This is a genomic window from Amorphoplanes friuliensis DSM 7358, assembly GCF_000494755.1.
In the GTDB taxonomy this organism is placed as follows: domain Bacteria; phylum Actinomycetota; class Actinomycetes; order Mycobacteriales; family Micromonosporaceae; genus Actinoplanes; species Actinoplanes friuliensis.
In genome coordinates, this window is sequence record NC_022657.1 from 303,384 (window position 1) to 315,399 (window position 12,016).

Consider the following 12,016-nt stretch of genomic DNA (forward strand, 5'->3'; position numbering starts at 1 on the left):
GAACGGGATTCGGGTTCGCTCCGGGTTCGAGGAGCGCAGTGCACGACGCCGAGGAATTCCCCGCACCGCCGACTGCACCGTCGACTGCACAGCCGACTGCTCCGGCCATCCCGCAGCAGCGTGGCCCGTCGTCGCCGATCGTCTGGTACAGCGATCCCGCCGCGTACACCGGGCCGGCCACCTTCGGGGCGCCGATCGGTGAGGTCCCGCCGGTCCGGCGCCGCCGCCGCGGCCTGCTCGTCGGTGGTGCCCTGACGCTGGTCGCGGCCCTGGCCATCGGCGCGGGAGTCGTCTACGTCGTCAACCGCGACCCGCTGGCGGAGAAGGCCGTGGCGGCCGCCGTCGACGCACCGGCCAAGGTCATCCCGGCGACACCGTTCGAGGCCGCTAACGCGACGCTGAAGGCGCAGGCCGATGCTCTCCTGCGCGGCGACGAGAAGGGCTGGCTGGCCGCTCTCGACCCGGGCCAGTCGAAGCTCCTCACAACGTACAGGTCGATGTTCAGATCGCTGCGCGGTCTGGGCGTCAACCACTTCACCTACGACACCTCGATCACGGCCGCCGACAAGAAGAAGAAGGACACCGTCGGCGTCCTGGCCCACGTCGAATACTGCTTCAGCAGCGACAAGTGCCCCGAGGAGAAGTACAACCAGTCGGACGGCCCGCCGACGATCAAGCAGGAACTGGTCTTCAAGTCCGTCAAAGGCCGGTGGCTGATCACCGGCCTGACCGCGAAGAAGAGCCGCGACGAGCAGCAGCCGACCCCCTGGGAGTCCGGCGACCTCGTCATCCAGCAGGGCAAACGTGTCACGCTCATCGGCAACCGCACCGAGCGGAAATACTTCAAGCAGGTGCTGCCGATCGCCGAGAAGGCCGCCGCGGTCAACGACCGCTTCGCCGGCCTGGTCGGCAACCCGCAGAAGAAATACCGCATCTACCTGGCCGGCGCCAAGCAGTGGAAGACCTGGTACGGCGGCATCACCGACAAGTGGGTGATCGGTTACGCCATGCCGCTCAGCGACTCCGGCTCCGACGTCGTGCTCAACATCCGGCAGATGTCGGGCAGCCGGCAGATCCTCGAGAGCACCATCCAGCACGAGCTCGGCCACGTGGTGACCCTCAGTGGGGCGTACCGCACCGGCGGCCGCGGCGACATGTGGCTCGAGGAAGGCATCGCCGAATACATCGGCTGGTACCCGAAACCGGCCACCGCGAGCTGGCGGCGTTCGGCGGTGAGCTCGGCGATGAGCGGCAGCAAACGACCGAAGACGATCGCTCCCCGCGGCCTTGCCGACAACGCCGGACCGGACGCCAGCGACGCCTTCTACGGTCTGGGCCACTTCGCCGCCGACTGCATGGCCCGCAAGTACGGCCAGAGCGCGCTGTTCACCTTCGTCCGGCTCTACCTGCGCGAAAACCGCGACCTCGACCCGGCCGCCCGGGAAGCATTCGGCCGCTCCTTCGCATCCGTCGACAAAGCCTGCATAGCCTGGATCCGCGACAAGGCTTAGACGCGTTTCGCCAGCCCGGGATAGTCGATGACAAAGCCGTCGGCGTCGACGGACAGGTCGGCGCTGAAGGTCTCGTTGGCAAAACGGACCCGCCCGTCGCCCAGCGCGGTGTAGATCTGATCGGCCTGGATGACCTCGAGGCTGGGCAGCAACACCCAGGCCACACTGACCCGATGGGCCACACCGGGCTCCGCCTTGAGCAACCCGAGACGCCGGATCGGCAACGTGTTGGTCAGCGGCGAGCCGGTCAGGTCGACGTCGAACGCCCCCAGGAGCAGATCCGGGTCCTCGGTGCCCGGCAACCCCGCACCCGCGTGCCCGGCCGCGGTCAACGCCGCATCCAGGTCACCCTGCTCGCCGGTGCTCACCCGCCAGCGGCCGTCCTCGGCCTCCAGCCGCAACGTCCGCGCCCAGCCGGCACCCTCGGCGCTGACCTCGAACGACTTCGTGCTGCCACCGGCCTCGGTGATCAGCTCGTAGGCGGCGCTGTAGGCCAGCGGATCAACGGCGAGGGCGGAACCCCGCACCCGCAGCCCGGCGCCGATGTCGACCAGCGCATGCTCGGCGCCCGCGGTGTCGCGACGCTCCCAGAAGATAGAACCCGGCAGAACGGCCATGCCCGACCATTACCCGTCCCGCCACACCTCGAACCGACCCGGGCCGGACAAGCCGAAGGCCCCGGCGGGGGAGCGCCGGGGCCTTCGTTGCCTGCTACAGATCAGTGCGTGTGTGCCGGACGACCCGTCGAGTAACGGCCGTTGCCCGTCTCGCGACGGTCGTTACGACCACTCTCGCGACGGAAGCCGCCGGGACGCTCGCCGAAGTTGCGCGCCGAGCGGTCGCCGTAGGAGCGCTGCTCGCCGCCGGTCGACGGCCGGTCAGCGTAGGTGCGGTCGCCGGTGGGGCGATCGCTCGCCGGCCGGTCGCCGTAGGTGCGCTGCTCCGAGCGGGGACGGTCACCGAAGGAACGGTCCCGGTCGCCGGTGCGGGGGCGGTCGCCGTAGCTGCCACCACCGCTACCACCAGTGCCGCTTCCGCCGAAGCCGCTGCGGGGGCGGTCACCGAAGGAACGGTCCCGGTCGCCGGTGCGCGGACGGTCGCCGTAGCTGCTGCCACCGCGGGAACGGTCGCCGTAGCTGCTGCCACCACGCTGCGGGCGGTCGCCGAAACGACGCGGCCGGTCGCCACGCTCGCGCGGCTCGGGCTCGAGCTTCACCGGCACACCACTGGGCTCACGGGCACCGGTGACGTTCGCGAGCTGCTCGTCGCCGAGACGCACACGCAGCTCAGCCGGCGTGACGCCCGCCTTCATCATCATCGACGCCGTGGTGCGACGCTGCTTCGGGAGGACCAGCGTCACGACCGCGCCGGACTCGCCCGCGCGGGCCGTACGGCCGGCACGGTGCAGGTAGTCCTTGGGGTCCTTCGGCGGGTCCACGTGCATGACCAGCGAGATGCCGTCGACGTGGATGCCGCGAGCCGCGACATCCGTGGCGACCAGCACGTTCGTCCGGCCTTCCTTGAACTCGGCCAGCGTGCGGGTGCGGACCCGCTGCGTCTTGCCGCCGTGCAGGGCACCGGCCCGGACACCGACCGCCGCGAGCTGGTCGACCAGCCGGTCGACGCCCATCTGGGTGCGGGCGAAGACGATCGTCTTGCCCTCCCGGTTGGCGATCGAGGCGGTGATCGGGAACTTGTCGTGCGGCGGGATCAGGAGCATGTGGTGCTCCATGGTGGACACGCTGGCCTCGGCCGGGTTGGTCGAGTGCGTGACCGGGTTGTTCATGAACCGCTTGACCAGCGTGTCGACGTCACCGTCGAGCGTCGCCGAGAACAGCAGGCGCTGCGCGTCGGCCGGGGTCTTCGACAGCAGCTCGGTGACCTCGGGCAGGAAGCCCATGTCAGCCATCTGGTCGGCCTCGTCCAGGACGGTGACCTCGACCGCGTCGAGCTTGCAGGCGCCACGCTCGATCAGGTCGCCGAGGCGGCCCGGGGTCGCGACGATGACCTCGACGCCGCGCCGGAGCGCGTCCATCTGACGGTCGTACGGCACGCCGCCGACGGCGGTCTTCAGGAAGACGCCGACGGAACGGCCGAGCGGCATGAGCGCATCGGCAACCTGCATCGCCAGCTCACGGGTCGGCACCAGGATCAGGGCCTTGGGCTGGTGCGGCAGGGCGCGGCCACCCTTGGCCACGCGGGCCAGCAGCGGCAGGCCGAACGCCAGCGTCTTGCCGGAGCCCGTCTGGCCACGGCCGAGCACGTCCCGGCCCGCGAGGGCGTCGGGCATGGTCGCAGCCTGGATCTCGAACGGGGTGGTGATGCCCTCACGGCTCAGCACGCGCACGAGCTCGGCGGGGACACCCAGCTCGGCGAAGGTCGGCATGACCGGGCCGGTGGCCTCGATCGTCTCGGCCTCGACAGCGGGGGTTTCGGTCGGCTCGACCTCGGCGGCAGGGGTCTCCTGCGCGACCGCGGGGGCCTCGGTACGGGGGGCTTCGCCGGATTCGGCGGGCGTTTCGAAAGCGGACGGGAACGTGCTGGGATCAGCGAAAGTGGTCAAGAGAACCTCTCTACGGGGGCGCATGCTCGCGAATGGCCCGCCGCGGCTACCAACAGCCGGCCGCTGAAATGACCGCAAGAACGCCCGTGGCGTGCGCCTTGAGGGCACGCCAGGTCAATTACTTCCATCAGTGTACGGGTCAACGTCGGGGACACCGCCCGCATTCCGCGCCGGTAGTGGGCAGACTCACCCTTCGGCGCAACCTCGCCAGCTTAGGGCGAAGACGGGCAACCGACAACCTATTCCTTGAAAACGCCACCGATCATGTCACTGAAAGCGTCGCCCACGGTGAAGAGGAAAGCCAGGCTGACACCCACCAGCACGAGCAGCACGACGAGCATCGCCACGACCACCTTGACGTTGCTCCGCCGCTGCGTGTCAGGTCCGTCGCGCCAGCCCTGAGCCAGGATGTGGCCGGTCAGCGAGCCGGAATTCTCCACCGGGTTGGTGCTCACCGGCATCGTCATGTCGGCCGGCGCGTAATCGGCCAGGCCGCCGTAGACGGTCCCCTGACCCCGCTGCTGCGGGACGGCCGAGGACTGCTGTCCGGATCCCGACCCGTAGGTCGTCGACCGCGCCGGCGGAGTGCTGACCTGAGCGGCCGGTCCGCCGAACGGCTGCCGGGCACCACCCGATGCGCCTACCCCGTACGAAGTCGAACCGCTCCGCGGCTGGCTGTCCTGCTGTGCGCCACCCGGGGCGAAGGGACCGCTCACTGCGGCGGGCCCGCTCGAGGGCGGCATCGTGTACGCCGGGAGTCCACCACCCGCCGACGGAATCATCGGCGGCCCCGGGAACGGTGCCGGCGGCGGACCCGGAACGGGCGACGGCCCGGGACCCGGCGGCACAGGGTTCGGTCCAGGACCGGGCGGGATCGGGTTCGGCCCGGGACCCGGCGGGATCGGGCTCGGTCCAGGACCCGGCGGAATCGGGCTGGGACCGGGGCCGGGCGGAACCGGGCCGGGCGGTGTCGGGCTGGGGCTGGGAGCCGGCGACGGTGTCGGGCCGGGAGTCGGCACCGGTGGGGACGGCGGCGTAGGTGACGGCGTCGGCAGCGGTGCAGGCTCGGGCCGGGTGGGCTCGGGCTTGGCCGGTGCGGGCTGCGAGGGCTCCGGGGTCGACGGCTCGGGCAGATCCGGCTCGGGCTCGGCGCCCTGCGGCTTGTCCTCGGCCTTCGGCTTCTCCGGGACGTTCATCCAGCTGACGGCGGCCGGCTTGTCGGCCTTGTCACCGGCGGGCTGCTCGGCGTCTTCCTGGGGCCGGGCGCCGTAGACCTTGGCCTGACCGCTGGGCCAGGTGGTCGCCCGGGCACCGGCCGGGTCGATCGACCCCGGGACGGTGGCGCGAGCGGCGTTGGCGCTCGGCGGCACGGACACCGGTCGCGTGGCCCCGCCGACGGAGCTGACCTGCGCTGACGCCGACCTGTGCGGCGCGACTGACCCACTCGCGGCCGATCCACTCGCGGCCGATCCACTCGCGGCCGACCCGCTCGCCGCTGAGCCGCTCGAGGCTGAGTCGCTTGCGGGCGATCCGGTGGAGGCCGGTGCGCTGACGGGCACGGAAGCGGAGCCGGCGGCAGGCGCCTTGACCGACGCGGAGCCCGCTGAAAACGCGTTCACGGATGCGGATCCTGCGTTCGCAGACGCTGAGCCTGCGTTCGCGGACGCTGAGCCTGCTGAGGGTGAGCTCACGGGCGCGGCCGGGGAACCTGAGGGGCTGCCGAAGACCGAACCTGCCGCGTGGCCGTTGGCCGGCGCCGAACCGTTGCTGCCCGCCGGCGCGCCGGAAGACGGCCGATCGCTGGTCCCGGCCCAGAGGGCACCCGGCGCGGGCGGCGGCGGAAGCTCGTATCCCTGATCGTTCTGCGGCCCGGCGCTGCCCGCGGGCGTCCGCGCAGCGGGCGGCGTCCTGCCGTCGCTGTCCGGTTTCGCCAGCTGCTCGTCCATGGGTCCTCCCGATCGCCGTCACCCGCGTGCCGACGCAAAAATGCCGGACGCCGGGCACGTCGATTGCCGGGCGCTGGTAACTACCGTGCCATATCAGCGCTCATAAGCGCACCCGGCGTCAACCGGTCCCCGCTTGAAGATCAGGAAGAACGGTCAGTCACCGGACGCCGAGGCTGATGTCTCCGCAGCTTTCGACGCCGCAGCCGCGGAGGCCGAGGCCGACTTGGTCGACGAGCTGCCCGAGTCCGACGGCGAACTTTCCGCGTCGTCGTCCGAGCCGGTCGGCGTCGCGCCGGTGGGCTGCGTCGTCGGTGCGGCCGGCGTTGTCGGCGGTGTCGCCGGAGTGGTCGGCGGCGTTGTCGGGTCCGTCGGCTTCGTCGTCGGCGTCGTCGGCTTGGTGGTCGGGGTTGTCGGCTTGGTGGTCGGCTTTGTCGTAGGCGTGGTCGGCTTTGTCGTGGGCTTGGTGGTCGGCGGCTTGGTGGTGGGCCGCGTCGGCTTTGTCGTGGGCTTGGTCGCCGGCGGGTTGTCGCTGGGCGTCTCCGGGTCCGGGGAGCCGAGCGCGGGGCCTTCGACGGTGCCCTCGACCGAGCCGTAGATGCGCGTCGCACCGAAGAGCCGGGTCCAGCGGACGGGGGTCAGCCGCACGTTGAGGCCCGTGCGGGGCGCCTCGACCATCATGCCGTCGCCGGCGTACATCGCGACGTGGTGGATGCCCTTCCAGCTGCTGCTGGAGCTGAAGAAGAGCAGGTCGCCGGGGAGCAGCGAGTAGCGGTCCACGGCCTTGCCGCGGGTCTGGTAGTACTGGTCGCGCGACACCCGGGTCAGCGGGAAGTTGCCCGCGGGGTCCGACCGGTAGGCGGCGTACATCAGGCCGGAACAGTCGTATTCGTCCGGGCCTTCCTCGGACCAGACATACGGGTCGCCGCGCTGTGCCAGAGCGAAGCGCACGGCGGCGAGGGCCCGTGCGTCGGCGCCGCGACCGGCGTTCTCGCCGGCGAGGATGCCCTGGCCAACGGCTGCGTCCTGCGCCGCGTTGGCGGCGTCGTCGGCGCTGATCGCGGGGGCGTTGTCCCGCTCGAGCTTCTGCTGGGCGGCTGTCTTCTTGTCGAGGTCCTTCTGCCGCTTGTCGCGGTCGGCGGTGACCTGGGTGAGGTGCGTAGTCAGCGACTGCTGCTCGGCGAGAGCGCCCGTGTAGGCGGTCTGCGCGATCGTCAGCTGGCGGCTCGCCGCCTGCTCGGTCGCGGCGTCACCGCGGTTGATCCGGGCGAGGGAGTCGAGGTCCGAGAGGCCGGAGCCGATGCCGCCGGGCGGCAACGCGGCGGCGTCCCGGACTGCCGAGGCGGCGGCGTCCGAGACCTCGGTCTGGGCCTGGGCGACCGCGGCCGCGGTCGTGGTGACCTTCTGGTTGGCGATCACCAGCTGCTGGTTGGTGAGGTCGACGTCTTCCTTGACCTTGGTCAGCGCCTCACCGAGCGTGGTGAGTTCGAGCCGGCCTTTTTCGATCTTGGCGAGCACGGGCGACATCGCGACGCCGGTCGCCAGGATCGGCGTGGTGGTCGCCGGGGCGGCGGTGGGGACTCCGGCCTGCCCGGGCATCGCGATCGTGCCGATCGGCTGCGGCCGGGAGCCGGCGTCGGGCACCGCGGGCGGCGCTGCGGGAGCGATGGGTGCGGCGGAAGCAGGCAGAGGGTTGAACAGCAGGGCGATGGCAGCGGCAGTCGCGGCGGAGTACGCCAGCGGGCGCCACCAGGGGCGTACCCGCAGTGAGCGATCCCGTCCGTACTGCCTTTTCGTCGCCATGCGCTCCCCGTCCGCGTCGGTCGCCCTCCGACGCTTGCCGTCCCTGTAATGGTCTTACCCCAACCAAGGCACCGCTGTCGATCGATTGCGGATGAAAGGACGCTGAGAATCGTAAGTCGCCGGACGTGATCCGCGCCGCCCCGAAGCCTCCGCGACCGCATGCCTGTCGGGGGTACGACGTACGCTCGACGACGAGTGATGGGGAAAGGGGCGCACATGGACGTCGGACTGAAGCGCGAGCTGGAGGCCAAGGTCTACGCGGGTGAGCGGCTGACCCGTGAGGACGGCGTCGCCCTCTACGAGTCCGATGACCTGGCCTGGCTCGGGCGCCTGGCGCACCACAAGCGCACCGAGATGAACGGCGACCGGGTGATGTTCAACGTCAACCGGCACCTCAACCTCACCAACGTCTGCTCCGCGAGTTGTGCGTATTGCTCCTTCCAGCGCAAGCCGGGCGAAAAGGACGCATACACCATGCGGATCGACGAGGCCGTGCGTAAGGCCAAGGAGATGGAGAACGAGCAGCTGACCGAGCTGCACATCGTCAACGGCCTCCACCCGACGCTGCCGTGGCGTTATTACCCCAAGGTGCTGCGCGAGCTGAAGGCGGCGCTGCCGAACGTCAAGCTCAAGTGCTTCACGGCGACCGAGGTCCAGTGGTTCGAGAAGATCAGCGGCCTGCCGGCGAGCGAGATCCTCGACGAGCTCATGGACGCCGGCCTCGAGTCGCTGACCGGCGGTGGTGCGGAGATCTTCGACTGGGAGGTCCGCCAGCACATCGTCGACCACAACTGCCACTGGGAAGACTGGTCCCGGATCCACCGCCTCGCCCACGAGAAGGGCATGAAGACCCCGGCCACCATGCTGTACGGCCACATCGAGGAGCCGCGGCACCGGGTCGACCACGTCATGCGCCTGCGCGAGCTGCAGGACGAGACCGGTGGCTTCGCCGTCTTCATCCCCCTGCGTTACCAGCACGACTTCGTCGACTCGGCGGACGGCAAGATCCGTAACCGCATCCAGGAGCGCACCACGATGGCGGCCCCGGCCGAGTCGCTGCGCACCTTCGCGGTGTCCCGCCTGATGTTCGACAACGTGCCGCACCTGAAGAACTTCTGGGTCATGCACGGTCTGTCGGTGGCTCAGCTCTCGCTGAACTTCGGCGCCGACGACCTCGACGGCTCGGTGGTCGAATACAAGATCACCCACGACGCCGACTCGTACGGCACACCGACCACGATGCACCGTGACGACCTGCTCAACATCATCTGGGACGCGGGCTTCCAGCCGGTCGAGCGCAACACCCGCTACGAGATCGTCCGGGAGTACGCCAAGCCGACCTCCCTCGCGGAGCGGCGCAGCGAGCCCCAGCAGGTCTGGGCGTAGGGACGCGTACCCTCGTCGGTGTCATGACGGAGACAAAGAGTGAACGACGCCCGCGCCGAGACGCCGACGGCCGTTTGACGACGATCGGCGATCTGCTCGGCGTGGCTTTTGCCGGTCTGGTCACCGGCATGGTGGTCCTGCTCATCTTCGAGGGGATCATGTCGCTGGCCCGGGCGTTCGACTTCGGCTCGTCCAGCGGCTGGCTAGCGCTGATCCTGCCGGTGTGGCTGTTCACCGAGGAGTTCCGCGCGGCCGGTTACGGCGCCTACCGGATCGTGGTGGCCGCGCTCGGTGCCGGCTTGGGCGTCGCGGTCGGCATGACCCTGGCCGGTCTCGCCTCGGCCGGCTTCCCGCCGCTGGTCAGCGGTGCGGTCGGCGCGCTCGGCCTGACGGTCGTCTACTGCCTGATCTGGTTCTACGGCCTCCGGTGGCTGAGCCACCGCGCGGGCTGACAGGAGTTTTGTCATGAGTCCCGCCGTCAAGTACACGCTCGGCCGCCTCGGCCTGTTCGTGGCCGTTTTTGCGCTGCTGTTGCCGGTCCCGCTGAACTTCCTGGTCAAGGCGATGATCGCGCTGCTCGCCTCGGCCGCGTTCTCCTACTTCCTGCTGGCCAAGTGGCGCAACGAGATGGCCGAGCAGCTCGGCACGGTCGCGCAGCGCCGCCAGGCCGAGAAGGAGCGCCTGCGTGCCGCCCTCGCCGGCGACGAGGCAGCCGCGGCCGCCGGAGACCGGGCGGCGTCGCCCGCGGCAGCCGGTGACCGGGCCGCGTCGCCTGCGGCAGCCGATGACCACGCTGCGTCGGCCGGTGACCTTGCCTCGCCGGCCGCGAGCAACGACAAGGCTGACGGTAAAGCTTCCTGACCTGCGGGTCGGCGGTCATCACGCCGACGTAGGGGGCACATTGGCATGGACGGTCCGGGGCCGTCTCCATTGCCAAACATCGATGCCGGATGGTGCAGTGACGGGGCCCGAACCCCCTCTGACACCCCCCGGAGGTCGTTCATGAGACGACGACGTGTCACCGGTCTGGTCGCTGCCGCCACTGCCGGTCTGGCCCTGATCGCCGCTTCCACCACTGCCGCGCCACCCGCAACCGCGGTGCCGCGCGCCGACACCTCGGCCCAGTACGAGGTCTACGACGTGCGCACGCTCGCTCAGCGCAACGCGATCGTCGGCACCGGCGCCGCGATCGACGGCGTCGAGCATGCCGTCGTCGAGATCACCGCCACCGGCGCCGAGCTCAAGGCACTGCGCGCGCTCGGTTTCACGGTCAAGCCGGCGGCGATCGCGCTGCCCACCGAGGACGTGTCCACGCTGGACTTCCCCTCCCGTGACGCGGCCTACCACAACTACGGCGAGATGATCAGCGAGGTGAACGCGATCGTCGCGCAGTACCCGGCGATCGCCAGCAAGCGGGTGCTCGGCCAGACGTACCAGGGCCGCGACATCGTCGCCGTGAAGATCTCCGACAACGTGGGTACGGACGAGAGCGAGCCCGAGGTTCTCTACGACGCCAACCACCACGCCCGTGAGCACCTCACGGTCGAGATGGCGGTCTACCTGCTTCACATGTACGCCGACAACTACGCCTCCGACTCCCGGGTCCGCAACGTCGTCAACAGCCGCGAGATCTGGATCATCCCGTCGGTCAACCCGGACGGCTCCGAGTACGACGTCGCGACCGGCAGCTACCGCTCGTGGCGCAAGAACCGCCAGCCCAACGCCGGTTCCTCGTACGTCGGCACGGACCTGAACCGCAACTACGGCTACAAGTGGGGCTGCTGCGGCGGCTCGTCCGGCAGCTTCTCCTCGGAGACGTACCGCGGCACCGCGGCGTTCTCGGCACCGGAGACCCGGGTGATCCGCGACTTCGTCAACAGCCGGATCGTCGGCGGCGTTCAGCAGATCAAGGCCGCGATGGACTTCCATACGTACTCGGAGCTGGTGCTCTGGCCGTTCGGTCACACCACCGCGAACACCACGACCGGCATGAGCGCCGACCAGAACAACACGTTCGCGACGCTGGGTCGGCAGATGGCGGCGACCAACCGCTACACACCGCAGCAGTCGAGCGACCTCTACATCACGGACGGCGATCTGCTGGACTGGCTGTGGGGAACGCACCGGATCTTCGCGTACACCTTCGAGATGTACCCGACCAGTTCGTCGGGCGGCGGCTTCTACCCGCCCGCCAGCGTGATCACCCGGGAGACCACCCGTAACAAGGAGGCCGCCCTGATGCTCGCCGAGGCGGCGGACTGCCCCTACAAGGTCATCGGTAAGCAGTCGACGTACTGCTGATCCTCACCACCCGTACGCCCGACGCCTCACCGGTTCTGCTGGTGGGGCGTCGGTCGTGTCTGTTGTGGCCCGAGTCGGGTTTACTATGCGTTCTCCCCGGGTGGTGGGGAGCGTGGTGAGAGGGAGTCCCCATGGGCGATGTCCGGTCCGAACCGGCTGCCGTGCTGGCCGAGGTCGCCGCCGAGCGCCGAGCACAGGACAAGAAGTGGGGTCTGCAGAATCACCCCGACGGCACCGGGCCGGCGTACGCCGCCGAGGCGGCGCTGGCGCGCAAGGAATGTGACGAGGCGGCCGCCACCGGAAGCCTGAGCTGGCGGCACATCCTGCTCGAGGAGGTCGCGGAGGCAACCGCCGAGGACGACCCGGAGGCGCTGCGCCGCGAGCTGATCCAGGTTGCCGCGGTCGCGGTCGCCTGGGCCGAGGCCCTCGATCGGCGGGGCTGAATTCCGCCGTTCCGCCGGGCCCGGAAAACGAAAAGACGACTCGCACCGACTTTCTTAGGCGAATAA

Annotated in this window: 10 protein-coding genes and 1 pseudogene; 7 read left to right on the forward strand and 4 right to left on the reverse strand. The window is 70.1% G+C overall.

Annotation, left to right across the window (positions count from 1 at the left end):
• The first annotated feature begins 38 nt into the window (after window positions 1-38).
• Window positions 39-1,511, forward strand: coding sequence for a hypothetical protein (locus tag AFR_RS01490; RefSeq protein WP_023357520.1), 1,473 nt, complete (start codon window positions 39-41; stop codon window positions 1,509-1,511).
• Here the strand turns inward: AFR_RS01490 and AFR_RS01495 are convergent.
• From AFR_RS01495 to AFR_RS45770, 3 genes are all read right to left on the reverse strand, one after another.
• Window positions 1,508-2,128, reverse strand: a complete 621-nt coding sequence (locus tag AFR_RS01495) for a putative glycolipid-binding domain-containing protein (RefSeq protein ID WP_023357521.1) — start codon at window positions 2,126-2,128, stop codon at window positions 1,508-1,510. The two genes, AFR_RS01490 and AFR_RS01495, sit on opposite strands and share 4 nt — an antisense overlap.
• Before the next feature lie 101 nt (window positions 2,129-2,229).
• Window positions 2,230-3,897, reverse strand: coding sequence for a DEAD/DEAH box helicase (locus AFR_RS01500; RefSeq protein WP_084298315.1), 1,668 nt, complete (start codon window positions 3,895-3,897; stop codon window positions 2,230-2,232).
• A gap of 416 nt (window positions 3,898-4,313) precedes the next feature.
• Entirely contained in the window at window positions 4,314-5,450 is a 1,137-nt protein-coding gene (locus tag AFR_RS45770; protein WP_148307844.1) for a hypothetical protein, read from the reverse strand.
• On the opposite strand from AFR_RS45770, the gene AFR_RS43265 reads away from it, so the two are divergent.
• Window positions 5,428-5,931, forward strand: a complete 504-nt coding sequence (locus AFR_RS43265) for a hypothetical protein (protein WP_148307845.1) — start codon at window positions 5,428-5,430, stop codon at window positions 5,929-5,931. The genes AFR_RS45770 and AFR_RS43265 overlap by 23 nt on opposite strands.
• Before the next feature lie 242 nt (window positions 5,932-6,173).
• Here AFR_RS43265 and AFR_RS01515 read toward each other — a convergent pair whose 3' ends face one another.
• Complete coding sequence (locus AFR_RS01515) at window positions 6,174-7,820, reverse strand: C40 family peptidase (protein ID WP_023357525.1); 1,647 nt, start codon at window positions 7,818-7,820, stop codon at window positions 6,174-6,176.
• 216 nt (window positions 7,821-8,036) lie between these two features.
• On the opposite strand from AFR_RS01515, the gene mqnE reads away from it, so the two are divergent.
• The 5 genes and pseudogenes from mqnE to AFR_RS01540 all read left to right on the forward strand — a co-directional run bounded on the left by mqnE (window position 8,037) and on the right by AFR_RS01540 (window position 11,950).
• A complete protein-coding gene (gene mqnE, locus AFR_RS01520) occupies window positions 8,037-9,206 on the forward strand; it encodes an aminofutalosine synthase MqnE (protein ID WP_023357526.1) in 1,170 nt (389 codons plus the stop codon).
• A 23-nt stretch (window positions 9,207-9,229) separates the two neighbouring features.
• The gene (locus AFR_RS01525) at window positions 9,230-9,658 is read left to right on the forward strand and encodes a hypothetical protein (RefSeq protein WP_041840505.1); all 429 of its coding nucleotides are present in this window, start codon (window positions 9,230-9,232) and stop codon (window positions 9,656-9,658) included.
• Window positions 9,659-9,671: 13 nt separating this feature from the next.
• A complete protein-coding gene (locus AFR_RS01530; protein WP_023357528.1) occupies window positions 9,672-10,067 on the forward strand; it encodes a DUF4229 domain-containing protein in 396 nt (131 codons plus the stop codon).
• Window positions 10,068-10,208: 141 nt separating this feature from the next.
• A pseudogene (locus tag AFR_RS01535) lies at window positions 10,209-11,504 on the forward strand (M14 family metallopeptidase); the annotation flags it as partial.
• Window positions 11,505-11,638: 134 nt separating this feature from the next.
• On the forward strand, window positions 11,639-11,950 hold the full coding sequence (locus AFR_RS01540; protein WP_023357530.1) for a hypothetical protein: 312 nt from the start codon (window positions 11,639-11,641) through the stop codon (window positions 11,948-11,950).
• The last annotated feature ends 66 nt before the right edge of the window (window positions 11,951-12,016 follow it).